This is a genomic window from Microbacterium sp. NPDC077663, assembly GCF_044542795.1.
GTDB lineage: Bacteria > Actinomycetota > Actinomycetes > Actinomycetales > Microbacteriaceae > Microbacterium.
In genome coordinates this window covers 496750-516371 of record NZ_JBITVE010000001.1, presented here as the reverse complement: position 1 = coordinate 516371, position 19622 = coordinate 496750, and the positions used below count along the sequence as shown (strand labels likewise).

18 protein-coding genes and 1 pseudogene are annotated in these 19622 nt (G+C 70.5%); 7 read left to right on the top strand and 12 right to left on the bottom strand.

What is annotated here, in order from left to right:
- The first annotated feature begins 7 nt into the window (after positions 1-7).
- Positions 8-1096 carry an alkene reductase gene (locus ACIGEP_RS02520; protein WP_396660058.1) on the top strand — a complete coding sequence of 363 codons (1089 nt, stop codon included), beginning with the start codon at positions 8-10 and terminating at the stop codon, positions 1094-1096.
- Positions 1097-1102: 6 nt separating this feature from the next.
- Here the strand turns inward: ACIGEP_RS02520 and ACIGEP_RS02515 are convergent, their stop codons facing one another.
- The 11 genes and pseudogenes from ACIGEP_RS02515 to ACIGEP_RS02465 form a co-directional block, all read right to left on the bottom strand.
- Entirely contained in the window at positions 1103-1402 is a 300-nt protein-coding gene (locus ACIGEP_RS02515; RefSeq protein WP_396660056.1) for a Dabb family protein, read from the bottom strand.
- Positions 1403-1425: 23 nt separating this feature from the next.
- On the bottom strand, positions 1426-2442 hold the full coding sequence (locus ACIGEP_RS02510) for a Gfo/Idh/MocA family protein (RefSeq protein WP_396660055.1): 1017 nt from the start codon (positions 2440-2442) through the stop codon (positions 1426-1428).
- Positions 2443-2467: 25 nt separating this feature from the next.
- Positions 2468-3451, bottom strand: a complete 984-nt coding sequence (locus ACIGEP_RS02505; RefSeq protein ID WP_396660054.1) for an NAD(P)-dependent alcohol dehydrogenase — start codon at positions 3449-3451, stop codon at positions 2468-2470.
- A 3-nt stretch (positions 3452-3454) separates the two neighbouring features.
- Positions 3455-3670: a helix-turn-helix transcriptional regulator gene (locus ACIGEP_RS02500; protein ID WP_359917007.1), complete on the bottom strand. Its 216-nt coding sequence runs from the start codon at positions 3668-3670 to the stop codon at positions 3455-3457.
- Positions 3670-4104, bottom strand: coding sequence for a hypothetical protein (locus ACIGEP_RS02495; protein WP_396660053.1), 435 nt, complete (start codon positions 4102-4104; stop codon positions 3670-3672). The genes ACIGEP_RS02500 and ACIGEP_RS02495 overlap by 1 nt, the downstream gene beginning before the upstream one ends.
- A gap of 15 nt (positions 4105-4119) precedes the next feature.
- Positions 4120-4930 (bottom strand): annotated as a pseudogene (gene erm, locus ACIGEP_RS02490) (23S ribosomal RNA methyltransferase Erm).
- 195 nt (positions 4931-5125) lie between these two features.
- Entirely contained in the window at positions 5126-7468 is a 2343-nt protein-coding gene (locus ACIGEP_RS02485; protein WP_396660051.1) for an acyltransferase family protein, read from the bottom strand.
- A 42-nt stretch (positions 7469-7510) separates the two neighbouring features.
- Positions 7511-9016, bottom strand: a complete 1506-nt coding sequence (locus ACIGEP_RS02480; protein ID WP_396660050.1) for a GMC family oxidoreductase — start codon at positions 9014-9016, stop codon at positions 7511-7513.
- A complete protein-coding gene (locus ACIGEP_RS02475; RefSeq protein ID WP_396660049.1) occupies positions 9009-9776 on the bottom strand; it encodes an ABC transporter ATP-binding protein in 768 nt (255 codons plus the stop codon). Before ACIGEP_RS02475 ends, ACIGEP_RS02480 begins: the two co-directional genes overlap by 8 nt.
- The gene (locus ACIGEP_RS02470) at positions 9776-10618 is read right to left on the bottom strand and encodes an ABC transporter permease (RefSeq protein WP_396660048.1); all 843 of its coding nucleotides are present in this window, start codon (positions 10616-10618) and stop codon (positions 9776-9778) included. Before ACIGEP_RS02470 ends, ACIGEP_RS02475 begins: the two co-directional genes overlap by 1 nt.
- A gap of 29 nt (positions 10619-10647) precedes the next feature.
- On the bottom strand, positions 10648-11655 hold the full coding sequence (locus ACIGEP_RS02465) for an ABC transporter substrate-binding protein (protein ID WP_396660047.1): 1008 nt from the start codon (positions 11653-11655) through the stop codon (positions 10648-10650).
- Between the two features lie 188 nt (positions 11656-11843).
- On the opposite strand from ACIGEP_RS02465, the gene ACIGEP_RS02460 reads away from it, so the two are divergent.
- Positions 11844-13478 (top strand): amidohydrolase, encoded by a 1635-nt coding sequence (locus ACIGEP_RS02460; protein WP_396660046.1) that lies wholly within the window; start codon positions 11844-11846, stop codon positions 13476-13478.
- Here ACIGEP_RS02460 and ACIGEP_RS02455 read toward each other — a convergent pair.
- A complete protein-coding gene (locus ACIGEP_RS02455) occupies positions 13463-14404 on the bottom strand; it encodes a LysR family transcriptional regulator (RefSeq protein ID WP_396660045.1) in 942 nt (313 codons plus the stop codon). The two genes, ACIGEP_RS02460 and ACIGEP_RS02455, sit on opposite strands and share 16 nt — an antisense overlap.
- Before the next feature lie 153 nt (positions 14405-14557).
- On the opposite strand from ACIGEP_RS02455, the gene ACIGEP_RS02450 reads away from it, so the two are divergent.
- From ACIGEP_RS02450 to ACIGEP_RS02430, 5 genes are read left to right on the top strand one after another with little or no spacing between them, the layout of a single operon-like run.
- A complete protein-coding gene (locus ACIGEP_RS02450) occupies positions 14558-15880 on the top strand; it encodes a flavin-containing monooxygenase (RefSeq protein ID WP_396660044.1) in 1323 nt (440 codons plus the stop codon).
- Positions 15877-16317, top strand: coding sequence for a RidA family protein (locus ACIGEP_RS02445; RefSeq protein WP_396660043.1), 441 nt, complete (start codon positions 15877-15879; stop codon positions 16315-16317). The genes ACIGEP_RS02450 and ACIGEP_RS02445 overlap by 4 nt, the downstream gene beginning before the upstream one ends.
- Positions 16314-16979 (top strand): DUF1028 domain-containing protein, encoded by a 666-nt coding sequence (locus ACIGEP_RS02440; protein ID WP_396660042.1) that lies wholly within the window; start codon positions 16314-16316, stop codon positions 16977-16979. The genes ACIGEP_RS02445 and ACIGEP_RS02440 overlap by 4 nt, the downstream gene beginning before the upstream one ends.
- Positions 16972-18135, top strand: coding sequence for an amidohydrolase (locus tag ACIGEP_RS02435; protein WP_396660041.1), 1164 nt, complete (start codon positions 16972-16974; stop codon positions 18133-18135). The genes ACIGEP_RS02440 and ACIGEP_RS02435 overlap by 8 nt, the downstream gene beginning before the upstream one ends.
- A complete protein-coding gene (locus ACIGEP_RS02430) occupies positions 18119-19603 on the top strand; it encodes an aldehyde dehydrogenase family protein (RefSeq protein WP_396660040.1) in 1485 nt (494 codons plus the stop codon). The genes ACIGEP_RS02435 and ACIGEP_RS02430 overlap by 17 nt, the downstream gene beginning before the upstream one ends.
- The last annotated feature ends 19 nt before the right edge of the window (positions 19604-19622 follow it).

Below are 19622 nucleotides of genomic sequence, written 5' to 3'. Positions count from 1 at the left end.
CCTCAGCATGAGCCTGTACGAATCCGCTGTCTTCGGCGATCTGGACCTCTCCAACCGCGTCGTCATGGCGCCGCTGACCCGCACCCGCGCGGGTGACGAGGGTGTGCCGACCGACGACATGGTCGAGTACTACCGCCAGCGTGCGGGCATGGGTCTCATCGTGTCGGAGGGCACCTGGCCGGTGCGCGAGGGGATGTCGTACCTCGGGCAGCCCGGCATCGAGACGCCCGAACACGTCGAGGGCTGGCGCCGGGTCGCCGAGGCCGTGCACGCCGAGGGCGGCACGATCGTCATGCAGCTCATGCACGGCGGTCGCGTCTCTCACCCCGAGATCTCCGGCGTCGACCGCGTCGTCGGTCCGAGCGCGATCGCCTCGCCCGGCGAGGGGCGCACTCGTGACGGCAAGGTCGCGCTGCCCGTCCCCCACGCGCTGAGCACGGCGGAGGTCGCCGGCGTCGTCGAGCAGTTCGTGCAGGCGGCGCGCAATGCGATCGCCGCGGGCTTCGACGGCGTCGAGGTCCACGGGGCGAACAGCTACCTCGTGCACCAGTTCCTCTCCCCCGAGTCGAACGTCCGCGACGACGTCTACGGTGGTTCCCCCGAGAACCGCGCACGTTTCGCCGTCGAGGTGACCCGCGCGGTCGCCGACGCGGTCGGGGCGGGACGCACCGGCATCCGTCTCTCGCCGCAGCACCAGATCCCGGGGGTGCTCGAGTCGGACGACGTCGACGCCCTCGCGACGTACACCGCGCTGGCGCAGGGTCTCGCCCCGCTCGGGCTCGCGTTCGTCGATCTGCTGCACGCCGACCCGAAGAGCACGATCGTGCAGCGGATCCGTCACGAGGCGGCCGCACCGGCCGTAGTGAACTCGGGCTTCGGCACGGTCACGACCCGTGAGGAGGCCGAGGAGCTCGTGCTCGAGGGCTGGGCCGACGGCGTGGCGGTGGGCCGACCCGCGATCGCCAACCCCGACCTGGCCCAGCGTTGGGAGCAGCGGGCCGAGCTCAACGAGCCGCGGCCGGAGTACTTCTACGCGGGCGGGGCCGTCGGCTACACCGACTACCCGTCGCTGGCCGAGGCACGCGCGGAGCGCTGAGCCGGATCAGTCTCCGGCGACGAAGTCGTACTCCTGGAAGGCACGCACCTCGTGCTGCCAGCGGCTCTCGACGAACGCGACGTGGTCGGGGTGGGCGTTGTACGCGTCGTAGGCGGCCTGATCGTCGAAGAGCATGGTGAACTGCCAGCGCAGGTCGCTCTTATCGCTGATCTGACGGTTGACACGGAACTGCTGCACGCCGGGGATCGCCGTGAGCGACCGCTGCGCGTCCGTCAGGAACGTCTTCTCCTCCGAGGAGTCCTCGGCGTGGTGGAGGGCGAACACGACGGTGTGCTGAATGGTCATGCGTCCACGCTAGCCCCGCCCGCTCACTCCTCGGCGATCTGACGACGGACCTCGTCGATCGTCGTCAGCACGGAGACCACCTCGTCGTGCGGGTGCAGCGGGGACTCGACCAGCCCCTGTTCGACGTACGACGCGAACGCCGTCGCCTGATAGCCGAGACCGTCGTGCACGGTGGGGAGGGCCTCGTCCCGCCACACCTCGGCGTCGGCGTCGTCCACCCGAAGGCGCAGACCGGTCGGTCCGTAGAACGGTGCGAGGACGTCGAGCCGCCCTCGTGAGCCGAAGACCGAGGCCTCGACGGGTGTGACGGCGCCGAAGGTGGTCGTGAGCGCGGCCTGGGCCCCGGCATCCGTCTTCAGGGCGACGGTCGCACTGTCGTCGACTCCCGTGGCGGCGAGGGTCCCGACGGCGCGGATCGTGCGCGGCGGACCGATGATCGACGACGCGAACGCGACGATGTACACGCCGAGGTCGAGCATCGCGCCGCCGCCGAGGGCCGGGTCGAACATGCGGCTGGTGGGGTCGAACGGGACGAGCGAACCGAAGTCGGCGCGGACGAGGTCGATCTCACCCAGCAGGCCGGCGTCCAGTACCTGCCGGATGACGTCGGCCTGCGGCAGGTAGCGCGTCCACATCGCCTCCGCGACGAGTACGCCGGCTGCACGCCCCGCGCGGAGGATCTCAGTCGCCTCAGCGGCCGTGAGGGCGATCGGCTTCTCGATGAGGACGTGCTTGCCGGCGGCGATCGCGGTGAGCGCCTGCTCCCGGTGCAGCGGATGCGGTGTGGCCACGTACACGACGTCCACGTGCGGATCGGCGACGAGGTCGGCCACCGACGCGTGGACGCGTTCGATGCCGTGGGTGGCGGCGAACGCGCGGGTCCTCTCGGCATCCCGTGCGGTCACCGCCACCGCCCGCTGGCCGGTGTGGGCGTCGATCGCGTGCACGAACCGATCGGCGATGCCGGTGCCGATGACGCCCCAGCGGAGCGCGGGGACGGTGGTGGGGTCGATCAGACGGGGTGCGGGGAGGAGGGGCATCCCGCCATCCTGTCGGACGGTCGCGTCACACGTCGAGGATCTCGTCGCGCACGACGACGACCTTGCCGACCGTGCGGCCCGCTTCGACGTGCGCGAGCGCCGCCCGGGCCTGCGACAGGGGGAAGACCCGCTCGATGTGGGGCGTCAGACGACCGGATGCCGCGAGGTCGACGAGCTGGGCCGTCGTCTCGGTCTTCGCGACCGAGGTGATCGGCCGGAACCGTCCGCGGGCGACGAGCGAGTGCAGGATTCCCCCTACCGGACCGAAGAACGGATGCCCGTCGCCGCCGACCAGGGCCGCGGTGCCGCCGGGGGCGAGCAGGTCGCGGAGGACGGTGAGGGGCGGCTCGCCGGCGATGTCGACGACCGCGTCGAACCGGCCGCGGGGCAGGTCGCCGAGTTCGAGCGCCCGGTAGTCGAACGTGCGCACGGCGCCGAAACGCTCGAGCACGGGCTGCGCCCGCTCGCCGCACGTCGCCCACACCTCGGCGCCGCGGTCGGCGGCGAGCTGCACGAGGAAGGTGCCGACGCCACCGCCGGCCCCCGCCACGAGCACCCGCGACCCGCGACCGACGCGGCAGGCGTCGAGCGTCTGCACGGCGGTGTTCCCTGCGATGGGGAGCGTCGCGGCGACGGCGGGCGTCACGCGCGACGGTACCCGGACGAGGCGCTTCGCGGGCACGACGACGCGGTCGGCGAGGGTCTCGCGCCACGCACCCACGACGGCGCCCCCGACGGCGAGCTCCGTCACGCCCTCGCCGAGCGCCAGGACGGTGCCCGCGACGTCCATACCGCGTCCGCGGATGCGCGGCCCGCGCGCGCCGAGAGCGACGCGGACGAGCCCCGGCTCGCCGCGCATGAGGTGGACGTCGCCGGAGTTCAGGGAGACGGCATCCGTCTGCAGCAACACCTCACCGGCACGCGGGACGGGCACCGGGACGGTCTCGGGGCGGACGGCGTCTGCGGAGCCGTAACGCCGCTGGCGCCAGACGGTCATGGTGTCGGTCATGAGTCAGTCCTCGGGGTACTGGAAGGCCGCGTCGAAGGGGACGCCGAGGACGCGGACGATCTGGAAGGCCATCTCGAGCGAGGGCGAGTACTTGCCCTGTTCGATGGCGATCAGGGTCTGCCGGGTCACGCCGACGGCGCCGGCGAGGTCGGCCTGGGTGAGTCCACGATCGGTGCGCAGCTCGCGGATGGCGTTGGTGACACGGGTGGGCTTGACCATCACACGAGCCCGCGGCGGTAGGCGACGACGCGGGCGATGCCGCCGACGACGGACGAGAGCGCGAAGCCTGCGTAGAGGGTGTTCGCGATCCAGAACGGTGCAGCGTCGACCGCGCACAGCACGATGCCGACCACGCCTCCGATGACGAGGAACGCGACGCCGACGCGATCACCCATCTGCGTGATGGCGCGGTCGCGCTCGTCGGCGGCGTTCTCGCCGCGCAGCGACCCGCCCTCGGCGATGACGCCCCAGATGATCGCGATCACGATCGAGACGACGAGGCCGCCGATGATCGTCCAGAGCATGGGCCCCAGCCAGTCGACCTCCGTGAGCGGAGCGGATGCCGCGCGTCCGCCGATGACCGCGGCGTAGACCGCGATGGCGACGAGCGACACGACGAGTCCGACCCACGCGGCGCGTTCCTCACGAGCCATGCTGCACCTCCGATGTCAGGAATGTTTGACATCGGAAGGATGACACGGGCGATCGTGCGTGTCAAGAATCCTTTACACGCCACACGTCCGACCATTGTCGAGCGCTGAGATCGCGCGGAAGCGAATCGCCCTCGACCCCCGCGCTGTCGAGTACGCGGCGGGCGGCGGGCCGCGGCATCCGCTTCACCGTCGAGAGGATGGCGGCCATCCCCCGTCCGCGTGCGGTGAAGACATCCCCCACGAACCGTTCGTAGGCGCGTCGCTCGGCGAGCGGGACGAGCGGCGAGCCGCGCCGAGTGATCGAGAGGATGCCGCCGTCGACGCTCGGCATCGGGCGGAATGCGCGGGCGGGAACCCTGCCGTGCAGCGCGAACTCGAACCACGGGGCGGCCTGCGCCGTGAGGAGGGTGCCGCCGCCCACGCCCGCGCGTTTGCGCGCGACCTCCCACTGCGTGAGGAGGACGGCGTCGCGCCAGGCGGGTCGCTGCAGGAGCCGGCGCAGGATCGGGGTCGTGAGGTGGAACGGGACGTTGCCGGCGATCACCGGCGCGTCGAACGGATGCCGCAACGCGTCTGCGTGCTCGACGCGCACCGCCGGGTGCGAACGGCGCAGCGCAGCGATGCGGCGCTCATCGATGTCAATCGAGGTGAGGTCACGGCCGAGGCGGGCGAGTGCGGTGGTCAGCGCTCCGCCGCCGGCGCCGATCTCGAGGATCGCGCCGTCGGTCGCCGCGACGAGGGCGGCGATCCGGTCGATGGTGGGCGGGTGGACGAGGAAGTTCTGGCCGAGTTCGTGACGGCCGCCGTGAACGGAACGGGTACGCATGAGCGCTCCAAAGGAAGATTCGGAGCACCCCGGTGAGCGGGTACGGAGAAGGACGCGCTGCCGGGGTGCGAGGACATCCCGGAAGACGGCGCGATCACGCGGAGATCAGCGACGCGCCGTCAGGCGCGGCGGTCGCGGATCGAGTAGACGAACGCCGTCATCGGCGCTCCGTTTATCGTTCCCATGCGCACGAGTCTATCGCGACGCCTCGAGTAGCCCCATCGCGTCGAGCGCCTGGCGCAACGCCGGCGCGATGTGTTCGGCGTACTCGACCGTCAGGTGCGTCTGGTCGTACTTCGTGGGGATCGTTCCGGCGAACGGCGGGCAGACATCGTCGGCACAGGTGAACGGCAGCGACGACAGTGCGTGGCCGCCGCCTGCCGTCGCCGACGACTCGGAGATCGCCTCCATCGTGCGCCAGGTGCCGTCGACGGCGCTGTCGCACGCACGCGGCGATGACGTCGGGGTGTAGCAGGCCGCGAGACTGACGCCCTGCGGCGGAGGGGCGAGGAACAGCATCCGATCGCCCATGTCGTAGGTCGCGGCCTCGCGGCGCTGCGCGCCGATCAGCGCGTCGGCCGACAGGTCCTGACCTGCGACCGTGTGGCCGAGGGTGAACGCGTTCGACATCACGACGAGGTCCGGGCGGTCGGCGAGGACCATCGCCCGCACCGCGGCCTTGCGCTCCTGGCAGCCCGCCATGACCTGCGGGTCGTCGTTCTCGACGAGGACGTCGGTGAAGCGGCATCCGTACATGCCCATGGCGGTCACGCGGATGCCCCCGGCGCTGTCGTCGGCGATGCGCCGGAAGGCCGGCGCGTAGGCCATGGCCGTCGAGTCTCCGACGACCCAGATGTGCACGGGGGCGTCACCACTCCCCCACGAACAGGAGGCCGGGTCGGGTGTCGCACCCGGATCGAAGCACGCGTGCGCCGGGTTCGCTCCGGACGAGGCGGCCATGACCCGATCGAGCGAGGGGTCGAGGGCGGGCCAGGCGTCGGCGGTCACCGCCGCCGCGAGCTCGGCTCGGAGGTCGGCGCCCGGATCCCCGACGACGGCGGGAGCGGATGCTGTGGGTGCCGTCTCGGGCAGGGTGATCCGCGGGCCGTGGCCCGACGCCGTCACCCAGAGGGCGCCGGCGAGCGCGACGATGACGAGTGCGGCGGTCGAGAGGAACACCTGTCCGCCGAAACGTTCGCGCCAGGCTGCGAGGCCCGCGGACTCGGTGGGGGCTGCCGCCGCGGTGGTGGGCGCGGGAAGAGCGGCTGCGGGCACCGACGCCGCGATGGCCCTGACGGGCTCCGCCGCCGGCACGCTCGGTCGGGTCTGCCCGGGGTAGTAGCGCGTCCCGGGCGTCCACCCGGCGGGCCGGGTCGTCGCGGCGACCGCGGGAGCGGGTGTCGCCGCGGGGGGCGGCTCGATCGGCGCGGGCGCCGGGTCGGAGAGCGCGGGGACCCGCGGCATCCCGCCGAAGAACGGCGCGTAGCGCAGCGGCTGTTCGACGATGAGGTACGACGCGAGGCCGAGGGTGAGTGAGGCGCCGAGAACGATCCAGAGGCGCACCTCGGATGCCGGGAGCAGCGCATCGGCGAAGACCACGACCGGGAAGTGCCACAGGTACAGCGAGTACGACGCGTCGCCGAGGAGGACGGCGATCGGGTTCGTCAGCGGGAAGAGGGGGCGGTGTCGGGGGTCTCCCGCGACACCGCCGGCGAGGATCAGCGCGGTGGCGACGACGGGTGCTGCCGCCCACGGCGCGGGGAACCCGGTGCCTGTGGGATCGATGAGCAGCAGCGAGGCGAGGACCGCGGCGAGGCCGACCCACTGGAGCGGGCCTCCGAGGGCGCGCGGGAGCCGACGCAGGAGCGGTGCGATGGCGGCGACGAGCGCGCCGACGCCCAGCTCCCACGCGCGCGTCAGGGTGGAGAAGTACGCGACCGTCGCCTGCATGTCGGTCTGGACGAGTGCCCAGGCGAACGATGACGCGACGACGACCGCCGCGACCCCGGCGGCGACAGCGCGAAGTCGGCGCGTGCCCGCGAGGGCGAGCAGGGCGATCAGGAGCACGGGCCAGACGAGGTAGAACTGCTCCTCGACCGACAGGGACCAGAAATGCTGGAGCGGTGAGACCGCGCCGGTGTCGGCGAAGTAGTCCGTGCCCTGCGCGGCGAAGCGCCAGTTGGATGCGAGGAGGGCGGCCGAGACGGCATCCCACAGCGTCTGCTCGCCGCGCGTGCGGTTGAACAGGAACCAGGATGCGGTTGCGACGGCGATGAGCACCACGAGGGCAGCCGGGAGGAGGCGGCGAGCGCGACGCGCGTAGAACCCGGCGAGGGAGATGCGTCCGGTTTCGCGCGCCTCGCGCAGCAGCATCCCCGTGACGAGGAATCCGGAGATCACGAAGAAGACGTCGACGCCGAGGACGCCACCCGCCGGCCACCCGGCCGCGTGTGCGCCGATGACCGCGAGGACGGCGAGGGCACGGAGGCCCTGGATGTCGCGGCGCGGTGCGATGGGGGTGCGGGTGTCGGTGTCCATGTGAGAGCCGACGGAGAGTCTATGGGATCGGTCCCACACCCATCACCGCGACGCCGCCGCGCGGATCAGGTCGACTGCGCGCTCCGCGACGGCCATGACGGTGCCCACCGGATTCAGGGCGGTGACGGTGGGGAACACGGATGCGTCCACGACACGCAGTCCCGCGACGCCACGGACTCGCAACACACTGTCGACGACGGCGAGGGGGTCGTCCTCAGCGCCCATCCGGCAGGTGCAGGAGACGTGGTAGACCGTCTGATGCGTCGCGCGCAGGACGGCGGAGAGCTCCTCGTCGGTCTGAACGGCCGGGCCCGGGAACACTTCGCGGACGAGGTGCGAGGCGAACGGCTCCTGCTGCGCGACCAGACGTGCACGGCGGACGCCGGCCACCAGCATCCGCTCGTCCCGCCCGTCAGCATCGGTGAAGGAACGGTAGTCGATCATCGGCGCGGCCTCGGGGTCGGCAGACGTGATCCACACCCGACCACGGCTGCGCGGCTTGGCCACGTTCGGCGCGAAGGAGACGTTGTTGTCCGGGATCTCGGCGCCGTAGTTCTCGGCGTGGACCGTCCACGACTCGAGCGGGATGTGCGTCGAGATGTCGGGGAGCGACCCGTCCTCATCGACGCGGAAGACGTATCCCGCATCCCACCCTGTCGCGCAGACGTCGGTACGCTCGCCCGTCGCCTCCCAGACGATCAGGCCTTCGGCGTGATCCTGGAGGTTCTCCCCGACGCCCGGCAGATCGACGACGAGTGCGACACCGGCCTCCGCGAGCACCTGCGACGGGCCGATCCCGGAGCGCATGAGGAGAGCCGGCGAGTCGATCGCACCGCAGCTGACGATCACCTCTCGCCCTGCAGAGACGACCCGGTCACCGACGCGGACACCCACGGCCCGCTCGTCGTCGAAGACGACGGCATCTGCCGTCGCCTCGAGAAGCAGCGTCAGGTTCGGACGCTCCACTCCATGCAGGTACGCGCGCGACGTGGACGACCGCAGATTCGTGGTCGGGTCGTATCCGATCTCGAAGAAGCCCGCCCCCTCCGTGAACTCGGTGTCGTTCCACGTCTGCCGCCGCGGAAGCCCCAGAGCGGATGCCGCCGCCTCGACCGCGTCCGCCACGTAGGCGTTCCGATCCTCCGGCGCGACCGGTCGGATGGGACCGATGATGCGGTCGAAGGACCGGGAGACCGTCTCGTAGTCCCAGCCCTCCACCCCCGATGCCGCCCACTCCTCGAGGTCGCCGCGGAGCGGCCGCCACGTGATCATCGTGTTCGCCGTCGAGCACCCGCCGAGGATGCGGAGCCGGGCCTGACGGATGCTCGAGTTGCCGCGCGCCTGCGGCACACTCCGGTAATCGCGGTCGTACTCCCCCTCCAGCATCTCCGCCCAGCGGCGGATCGACCCCGCGCGTTCTTCGTTCTCGTCACTCGGACCGGCCTCGATGAGACACACCGACACGTCGGGATCTTCGCTGAGGCGGGCGGCCACGATGCAGCCGGCCGTCCCGCCTCCGACCACGACGTAGTCGAAGACCTCAGCCATGGTGGATGAGGCCGAGGATGTCGCTGTAGTACCGGTGGAACTCGGGACTGCCGATGACCTCCGGATCGCGCGGGCGAGGCAGGTCGATCGTGAACTCGGCACGGACCTTGCCCGGCCGGGGTGTCATCGCCACGACGCGGTCGGAGAGGAAGACGGCTTCCTCGATGTCGTGCGTGATGAGCATGACGGTCATCCGGTTGCGCTCCCACACGGTCGTCAGCAGTTCCTGCATGGTGCGACGTGTCAGTGCATCGAGGGCGCCGAAGGGCTCGTCCATGAGGAGGACCTCGGGACCGTACGCGAGCGAGCGCGCGAGCGCGACGCGCTGCTGCATGCCGCCCGAGAGCTGAGCCGGGTAGGAGTCCTCGAAGCCCGACAGACCGACCTGGGCGAGGACGTCGCGGGCGCGATCCACCCGCTGGCGACGGGACATGCCGGGCTCGCCGCGCAGGGCGAAGACGACGTTGTCGATGGCGCTCAGCCAGGGCAGGAGCGTCGCGGACTGGAAGACGACCCCGCGGTCGCGACCGGGGCCGTGGATCGGCGTGCCCTGGATGGATGCCTCGCCTGATGTCGGCGGTTCGAGCCCGGCGATGATCGACAGGAGTGTGCTCTTGCCGCATCCGGACGCACCGACGACAGACACGAACTCCTGATCACCCAGGACCAGGGAGACCTCGCTGAGGGCGTGGACGTCGCCGAATCGCTTGTCGACGGCGTCGATGCGGACCTTGGGAGGGAGGACGGCGGTCGCGGACATCAGGAGCGTCCCTTCAGGTAGCGGAAGAAGCGGCGGCCGAGCGCGCGCATGATCTGGTCGAACACCAGGCCGAGCAGGCCGAGCACGATGACGTAGCCGATGATGAGGTCGGTCTCGAGGAAGCGCTGCGCCTGTGTGATGCGGTAGCCCATTCCGGACGTGGCGGCGACGAGTTCGGCGACCACGAGCCAGGTCCAGGCCCAGCCGAGGCTGATGCGCAGGGCGTCCCAGATGCGGGGCAGGGCGGAGGGAAGGACGATGCGGACGAGGACCTGCCCACGGGTGAGACCGAGCGTCGCACCGAGGTTGCGGTACGACACCGGGACCCGGCGGACGGCGTCCGCGAAGAGCAGAACCTGTTGGAAGAACGTGCCGAGGAAGATGATGAGGAACTTCTGCGCGTCATCCGTTCCGACCCAGAGGATGGTGAGCGGCACGAAGGCGACGACCGGCATGTATCGGATGAAGTCGACGATGGGCTCGACAGCCGCCTCGACGCGCACGAGGGCGCCGCAGAGGAGTCCGAGCGGGATCGCGAGGACGGTGCTGGCGAGGAAGCCGACCATCACGCGGTACGTGCTCACCCCGATGTCGGACCAGAGTTCGCCGTTCACGGCCTGCTCGCCGAGCTTCTCGACGACCGCGATGGGCGAGGGCAGGAACAGCGGGTTCACGAGCTCGGACATCGAGATGGCGGCCCAGACCGCGATCAGGACGACGAAGCCGATGACTGCCGTGGTGAGGTAATGCCGACGCGTCAGCGGCGCGCCGACCACGGGGCGGGCGGCCCCCGTCGCGCGCGAGCGGCGCGCGACGGGGGTCGTCGGAGGAGTGATCGTCATGGGAGTGACCTCCGGGGTCGATGTGAGTGTCACGGCGCGTTCTCGACGAACTCCGTGTCGATGAGTGCGGCGAGGTCGGCACCACCCTCGAGGAGGCCGATCTGAGTGGCGACCTCTTCGACGGCGGGGAGGACGGATTCGGCGTAGTCGCCGCCGAAGCGCTCCTTGTTATCGGCGAGTGAGTAGAACTCGACGCCGTCGAACGCGGTGGCGAGTGCCTCGACATCGCTGCCGACGTTCTCGGCGATGATGGCGCGGGCCTCATCGGTGTCGGAGTTGTAGAACTCGACGGCGGGTCCCCAGGCGTTCACGACCTTCTGGACGGCTTCGGGGTTCACCTCGAGGTAGCCGTTGTCGACGATGAGCACGTCGCTGATGAGTCCGGTCTTCTCCGCGGCCGTGAAGATCTTCTCGAAGTCGCCGGCCTGGCTGGCCTCGGAGATGTAGGGCTCATAGGTGACGGCGACCGGGACGCTTCCACCGATGAGGGCCGTCGCGGCCTCGGAGGGATCCATCGGGACGGGAGTGATGTCATCCAGGCTGAGCCCCGCCTCCTCCAGCGCGTACCCGAGGAGCAGATTGCTCACCGAGCCCTCCTCGAAGGCGATGTTCTTGCCCTTGAGGTCGGCGACATCGGTGATGCTGCCGTCGGTCAGGATCGCGTCCGCGGTGAGCGATGCGTCGAGCAGGAGGACGATCGAGATGTCGAGGCCCTGCTCCTTGAGCTGCAGCGCCGTGTGGCTCGCGACGTTCGCGACCTGGATGCGGTCGGAGGCGAAGGCAGCGCTCATGTCGGCGTCATTCATGAAGTTGGTGATGGTCACATCGACCGACTCATCGTCGAAGTACCCCTTCTCGTCGGCGACGTACCAGGGGCCGTAGCCGAGCCAGGGCTGGATGCCCATGCCGACGGTGTCGGTGCCGTCGGCCGAGCCGGAGGCGCCGCCGGTCGAGGCGCAGGCGGAGAAGACGAATGCGGATGCGGCGGCGATCCCGACCGCGGCGGCCGTACGGGGGAAGCGGGTGGAGCGGAACATGGGTGTCCTTCCGGGGACAGGTGTCGGGCGGGTTCGTCCAGGATCGACAGCGCACGTCGAGGTCTGCAAATAGCGGAGATCGTGACGGTACATCAAAAAATGTGATGCAACTAGCCCGCAATATCGGCGTTACAAATGCGAAATGCGGACCCCGGACAGTGAGGGCCTCCCCCGATCGAGAGGACAGCATGTCCACGACGCTCTACACCAACGGCCTGCTCTACCTCGGCGACGGTCGGAGTGAGCCCGGCCACCTCCTCGTCGACGAGGACCGGATCACCGCCGTCCTCCCCGCCGCCGCACATGCGCCCGCCGCCGATCAGGTCGTCGACCTTCGAGGCGGCACGCTGCTTCCCGGCTTCCAGGACGCGCACGTGCATCCCGTCCTGGCAGGGCTGCAGCTCATCGGCGTCGATCTCACGCCGGCGCATTCACGGGAGGGGTACCTCCGCATCGTGGCCGAGTTCGCCGACGCGCATCCGGATGCTGCGGTGCTGCGCGGCGGAGGATGGTTCGGCGACGTCTTCCCGGGCGGCTTCCCCTCGGCATCCGATCTCGATGAGGTCGTTGCGGATCGACCCGTCATCCTCTACAGCCACGACGCGCACGGAGTCTGGGTCAACAGCGCGGCCCTCCGCGCCGCGGGCATCGACGCCTCGACCGTGGATCCCGCGGGCGGGCGCATCTTCCGCGACGAGACCGGCCATCCGACCGGAATGCTCGTCGAAGCCGCCGTCGGACTCATCGTCGGCCTGTTGCCGGAACCCGATGCGGACACCCTGGTCGCCGCGCTCCTCGCGGCACAGGATCGACTGCACTCGATGGGCGTCACGGCCTGGCAGGACGCCGCGGTCGGCGCATCCGACATCGGACCGGACGCCCTGCCTGCCTACGAGCGCACGGCCGCAGACGGGCGGCTGACGGCGCGGGTGGTCGCCGCACTCTGGTGGGACAGGGCGCGCGGCCTCGGCCAGATCGACGACTTGCTCGAGATCCGCGACCGGCTGGCCGCGGGGGGCCGCATCGACGGTGGCACGGTGAAGGTGATGGTGGACGGGATGGTCGAGAACCGGACGGCCGCCATGCTCGAGCCCTTCGACGGCCACGGCGATGATCGCGGCGTGACCTTCATCGCGCAGGAGGATCTCGACGCCCTGAGCGTGGCTCTCGATGCCGCGGGCTTCCAGATCCACTATCACGCGGTGGGCGACGGTGCCGTCCGGAGCTGTCTCGACGCCGTCGAGGCGATCCACGCGCACCGGGGGGCCACACCGAATCGCCATCACATCGCTCACCTCGACGTCGTCGACGACGCCGATGTCCCGAGGTTCGCGGCCTTGGACGTGTCGGCGAACGTGACGGCGCTGTGGGCGCGGACCGACGAGGAGATCCTGACGCGGAAGCTCCCCCTGCTGGGAACAGAACGTGCTCGGAGGCACTTCCCCTTCGCCTCTATCGCGGCAGCCGGCGGCCGTATCGTCGGCGGGAGCGACTGGCCGGTGACGGACCCGAATCCGTTGTGGTCGGTGCGCACCGCGGTGACCAGGACGGGCGTCCCGGAGGATCCGCATGCGATCGGCACCGACGTGCTCACCGAGCCGCTCCTCCCGGAGCAGGCGCTGCCTCTGTCGATGGCGCTCGACGCCTACCTGTCGCAGGCGGCATGGATCAACCGACTCGAACACATCACGGGGACACTTCGCGAGGGGATGCTCGCAGACCTCGTCTGGATCGATCGAGATGTCCGGGACGTGACCGGACTCGGCGGCGCGCGGGTGCTTCGGACGGTCGTCGGTGGGCAGGTCGTCTACGAGGCGGATTGAGTCTCCGCGCCCAGGACGCGCGCGACGGCGCTCCGGGCCTCCGCCGCGAACAGCTCGGCCTTGCGCGTGAGACGCGTCGACGACGCCCGCCGCGCCAGGACGATGTCGAGCGGCATCGTCGGTTCCACGATCGCCAGCCGGTGCAGCTCGCCACCCGAGTACGTGTAGCCGAGTTTCGGCTGCTGGTTGAGCAGGGTGAATCCGTGCCCACTGGCGACCATCGCGCGCACGCCTTCGAAGTTGGCGAACCGGTAACGGACCGAGGGCCGCAGGCCGTTCTCGGTGAACGCCTGCAGGAAGTAGTCCCGGCTGACGGGCAGGTCGAGCAGGACCATCGGCTCGTCGATGAGGTCGGCCAGTCGCACGCGGTCGCGGGCGGCCAGCGGGTGCTCCGCACCGACGGCGGCGTAGAGCGGGACTGACGCGAGGACCTCCCGGTCGATGTCCCCGTCGAGCCCGAGGTCATAGCTCAGCGCGACCTCGATCGACTGATCGTGCAGCGCGTCATTGACGCCGTCGGCGAGCAGCTCGGTCACGTCGAGCTGCAGCTCGGGATGGCTGTCTTCGAGAGCACTCACGATGTCGGGCAGGTAGAAGGGTGCGAGGGTGCGGAAGCACCCGACGCTCACGCGACCCGAGGTGTTCTCGGGACGCAGGGCGTGCACGGCGTCGTCGACCGCCGCGAGGATTCCGCGACTGCGCTGCAGGAGGTCGATCCCCTGCGCGGTGAGTTGCAAGCCCTTCGCGCGGCGGCGGATGAGCAGTTGGGTTCCGAGAGCCTTCTCGAGGTTGGCGATCGACGTCGAGATGGCCGACTGAGCGACGAAGAGTTCTTCCGCGGCCCAGGTCATGCTGCCGTGCTCGGCCGCCGCGACGAAGTAGCGCAACTGGGTGAGCGAGATGTCCGGGCGGGAGGTGGGTCGCATGGGCTCACATTTCCGATGTGTTTCAGAGATATTGCTAAGGAGTCTGCATCTGCATTTTAGATACAAAAGCGCGTGATCCGCTATTTGCGCGCACACCGATGGCTTTCCGAGACTCGGGGAGGACTTCACCCCCCGATCGAAAGCATCCGCACCATGGCGTCAACCCCCCAGTCGACCACCGCCCCCGTTCCGCGAGAGGTCGAGGTGATCGTCGTCGGCGCGGGTCAGGCCGGCGTCGCGATGAGCGAGCACCTGTCGCGAGCCGGCATCCGTCACCTCGTCTTCGAGCGCGGACGCATCGCGGAGCGCTGGCGATCTGAGCGCTGGGACTCGCTGGTCGCGAACGGTCCGGCCTGGCACGACCGGTTCCCCGGCATGACCTTCGACGATGTCGACCCCGACGGCTTCGCGACAAAGGAGCAGGTCGCGCAGTACATGACCGACTACGCCGAGCGGTACGGCGCGCCGGTGCGGTGCGGCGTCGAGGTTCGACGTGTCCACCGACTCGACGGAGCGCGCGGCTTCGAGGTCGACACCACGGACGGTGTCTACCGAGCCGATTACGTGGTGGCGGCCACCGGAGCGTTCCAGACCCCCGTCATCCCCTCGCTCATCCCCGCGGAGGACGACATCGTCCAGCTGCACTCGTCGCAGTACCGCAACCCCGCGCAGCTGCCTGCGGGCGGCGTCCTCGTCGTCGGAGCCGGCAGCTCGGGCGTGCAGATCGCCGCCGAGCTGCAGCGGTCGGGCCGAGATGTGCACCTGGCGGTCGGTCCGCACGACCGGCCGCCGCGCAGCTACCGCGGCCGCGACTTCGTGTGGTGGCTGGGCGTGCTGGACAAGTGGGATGCCGCCACTCCCCCGCGCGGCGCCGAACACGTGACGATCGCTGTGAGCGGCGCGGACGGCGGACACACGGTGGACTTCCGCCGACTGGCCGAGGAAGGCGTCACCCTGGTCGGCCGGGCGACGGGATATCTGAACGGCACCGTGGAGTTCGGTGACGACCTGGCCCGCAACATCGCGGCCGGTGACGCGAACTACCTCGACCTGCTCGACGAGGCAGACGCGTACGTCGTCCGACACGGGCTCGATCTGCCGGAGGAGCCCGAGGCGCGCCGGTTCGGGCCGGAGCCCGCGTGCGTCACGACGCCTCTGCGCGAACTCGACCTCGCCGCCGCGGGCATCACCTCGGTCGTCTGGGCGACCGGCTTCACGTCCGACTACAGCTGGCTCCCCGCGGGCGCCCTCGACGCCACAGGCCGCCCCGCTCACCGGCGCGGTGTCTCGGCGGAGGCCGGGATCTACTTCCTCGGTCTGCCGTGGCAGTCCCGTCGCGGTTCGAGTTTCATCTGGGGCGTGTGGCACGACGCGAAGCACGTCGCCGACCACATCGGCATCCAACGGATGTACGCCGCATACCGCCCGGCCACCGAGCCGGCGTCCCCTGCACGTGAGAAGGAGACAGTCCGATGACCGCGCACACCCGCATCCGCCCCTTCAACACGAAGGTCACGTACCCCGAGCAGTCGCTCGACAACGACCTGTGCCAGGCGGTCGTCGCCGGAGGCGTCATCTACCTTCGCGGACAGATCGGTCAGGACCTCGAGACGCGCGAAAGCGTCGGGATCGGTGACGTCGAGGCGCAGGCGGAGAGGGCGATGGCGAACATCGACATGCTGCTGCGCGAGGCGGGCTCGAGGGTCGAGGACATCGTGAAAGTTGTCGTCTACCTCACCGACATCCGCTACCGCGAACCCGTGTACCGCACGATGGGTCGCTGGCTGAAAGGTGTCTATCCGGTCTCGACCGGTCTCGTCGTCGACGCCCTCGCCCGACCGGAGTGGCTGGTCGAGATCGACGCGACCGCCGTCATCAGCGACCCCGCGAACGATGCGGAGGTGATCCTGTGACGCTCTCCCTCGTCGCGCATCTCAATGGTGCGTTCGGCATCGTCATCTCCTCCTCGAGCCCCGCCGTCGCCTCCCGGTGCGCACATCTGCGCCCGGGCGTGGGTGCGGTCGCCTCCCAGAACGTCACGAATCCCGCGCTCGGACCTGCGACACTCGACGCACTGGCCGCGGGCGCTGCGCCGGATGCCGCGATCGCGGCCGCCCTCGCCGCAGACGCCTACGCCGACTACCGCCAGGTCACCGCCGTGGACGCGACCGGCCGGGTGTCGGTGCACTCGGGGACGCAGGCCCTCGGGATCCACGGCGCATCGGTCGGCGACGGATGCGTCGCGGCCGGCAACCTCCTCGCCGGCGACGACGTGCTCGACGCGATGGTGGCGGGGTTCGCAGCGGCATCGGGCCCGCTGGAGGATCGTCTGCTGGCGGCGCTGGAGTCCGCGGTGGCCGCCGGAGGCGAGGCGGGTCCGCTCCGGTCAGCGGGTCTCGCCGTGGTCGAGGGGGCGTCGTGGCGCACGACCGACCTGCGCGTCGATGACCACGACCAGCCGATCGTCGAGCTCCGGCGTCTGTGGGAGTTGTGGTCTCCCCAGAAGGCCGACTATCTGACGCGAGCTGTCGCCCCGGTATCCGCTCCGTCGTACGGCGTGCCCGGCGATGAATGACGCTCTCGCGGCACGCGTGGCAGAGACCGTCGCCGCGCACCGGGAAGTGATCCTCGGCGTCAGTCACGCCCTGCACGCGGATCCTGAGACGGCGTGGCGGGAGCACCGATCCGTGGATCGGCTCACGGAGACGCTCGCCTCCTTCGGCATGCAGGTCGAGACCGGGGTGGGCGGACTCGAGACCGCGTTCGTCGCTCGCGTGGGAGCCGGCTCGCGGACAGTCGCCCTCGTGGCGGAGTACGACGCTCTCGCCGGTCTCGGCCACGCCTGCGGGCACAACATCATCGCGGCGGCGGCGGTCGGGGCGGCGGCCGCGCTCGCGCCGCTCGCCGAAGAGCTCGACGCGACCGTCCAGGTCGTCGGCACCCCCGCCGAGGAGGGCGGGGGCGGGAAGATCCACCTGATGGATGCCGGTGTGTTCGACACCGTCGACCTCGCCATGATGATCCACCCCGGCCCCGCAGACGCCCTGTGGGCGCGGCCGCTCGCCGTCGCCCACTTCGACGTCGCCTACACGGGCCGCGAATCGCACGCGTCGGCCTACCCGACACTCGGGGTCAACGCCGCCGATGCGTTCACCGTCGCGCAGGTGGCGATCGGCCTGCTGCGCCAGCAGCTGCCGCCGAGCGTGCGCGTACACGGCATCGTGCGCGAGGCGGGCACCGCGCCGAATGCCATCCCGGGGTCGGCGCTCGGAAACTGGTACGTCCGTGCGTCGTCGCTCGAGGAGCTCGAAGAGGCCTTCCGGCGCGTGAGCGCCTGCTTCGAAGCCGGCGCGCTCGCGACGGGGTGCTTTCTGGAAATCCGAGAGACGAGTCCGCGCTACTCGGAGTTCCGCAATGACGAGCCGTTGGCACACGCCTTCGCGGCATGGGCGGCGACGCTGGGACGGGACATGGATGCCGCCGAGCGGCGTCCCGGCGGCATGAACACCGCGTCCACCGACATGGGAAACGTGTCGCGCCGCGTCCGTGCCATCCACCCGTACCTCGGCATCGACTCGGCGCCCGCCGTCAACCATCAGGCGGCCTTCGCCGATGCGACCGTCGCCCCGGCGGGCGACCGCGCGGCGCTGGACGGTGCGACACTCATGGCGCAGACGATCGTCGACGCGCTCACCCACCCCGAACAGGAGACTCATGCGTACACACGCTGAATGGACGCGCCTGGCTGCGACGATCACTCCGCACACTCGGGCGTGGATCGACGGCGCGTTCACCGAGGCCGCCGACGGCGAGACGTTCGAGACGGTGAACCCGGCCACCGGAAAGGTGCTGGCTGAGGTCACCCGTGGCCGCGGGCCGGAGATCGACCGTGCCGTCGCCGCCGCACGCGCCTCGTTCGAGTCCGGCGTGTGGTCGCAGGCCACGCCCGGCGAGCGCAAGCGCGTGCTGCTGGCGGTCGCGGCCGCGATCCGGGATGCCGCGGACGAACTGGCGCTGCTCGACACCCTCGACGGGGGCAAGCGGATCGCCGACACGTCGACCGTCGACGTCCCCGGCAGCGCGGCGATCCTGCAGTGGTACGCCGAGGCGATCGACAAGGTCTACGGCGAGGTGGCACCGACGGCGGGGAGCGATCTCGCCGTCGTCACCCGAGAACCCGTCGGAGTCGTCGGAGCGGTCGTCCCCTGGAACTATCCGCTCGAAACGGCGATCTGGAAGGTCGCCCCGGCGCTGGCCGCCGGCAACAGTGTCGTCCTCAAGCCGGCCGAGGACACGCCACTGTCCGCGCTGCGCCTCGCGGAGCTCGCCGCGGCGGCCGGCCTGCCGAACGGGGTGCTCAACGTCGTGCCCGGCTTCGGCCACGAGGCGGGTCAGGCGCTGGGCCTGCACGACGACGTGGACGTCATCGCGTTCACGGGGTCGACGGTGATCGGCAAGAAGTTCTTGGAGTACTCGAGCCGGTCCAACGGCAAGGCGGTGTGGCTGGAGTGCGGCGGCAAGAGCGCGAACATCGTCTTCGCGGATGCCACCGACCTCGACGCGGTCGCCGACTTCGCCGTCGCGGGGATCTTCGCCTGCAGCGGCCAGGTGTGCTCGGCGAATTCTCGCCTGCTCGTCGAACGCTCGATCGCGGCCGAGCTGACCGAAAAGGTCGCCGCACGTGCGCGTGCCCTGACCGTCGGCGATCCGCTCGACCCGGATGCCGGCATGGGGCCGCTGGTGAGCGCTGCGCAGCTCGAGCGCGTCCGCGACTACGTCGACGCTGCCCGGCCGGTGGCACGACTGGTCGCCGGCGGCGGGGCCGTCGAGCAGAACGGCGGGTTCTTCCTCGAGCCGACGGTGTTCGCCGACGTCCCGACGGACGCGACGCTGTGGCGCGAGGAGGTCTTCGGCCCGGTCCTGGCCATCACGCCGTTCGACGACGAAGCCGAGGCGATCCGGCTGGCGAACGACAGCGAGTACGGGCTCGCGGCATCCGTCTTCACCGACAGCATTCACCGAGCGCTGCGCGTCTCGCGAGCGCTGCGGGTCGGCACGGTGTCGGTGAACACCGTCGATGCGCTCGACGTCACCACCCCGTTCGGCGGGATGAAGCAGTCCGGCTTCGGGCGCGACCTCTCCCTCCACGCTTTCGACAACTACACCGCACTGAAGACGACCTGGTTCGCCGGGCGCTGACGCTGACTCGCTGCAGGAG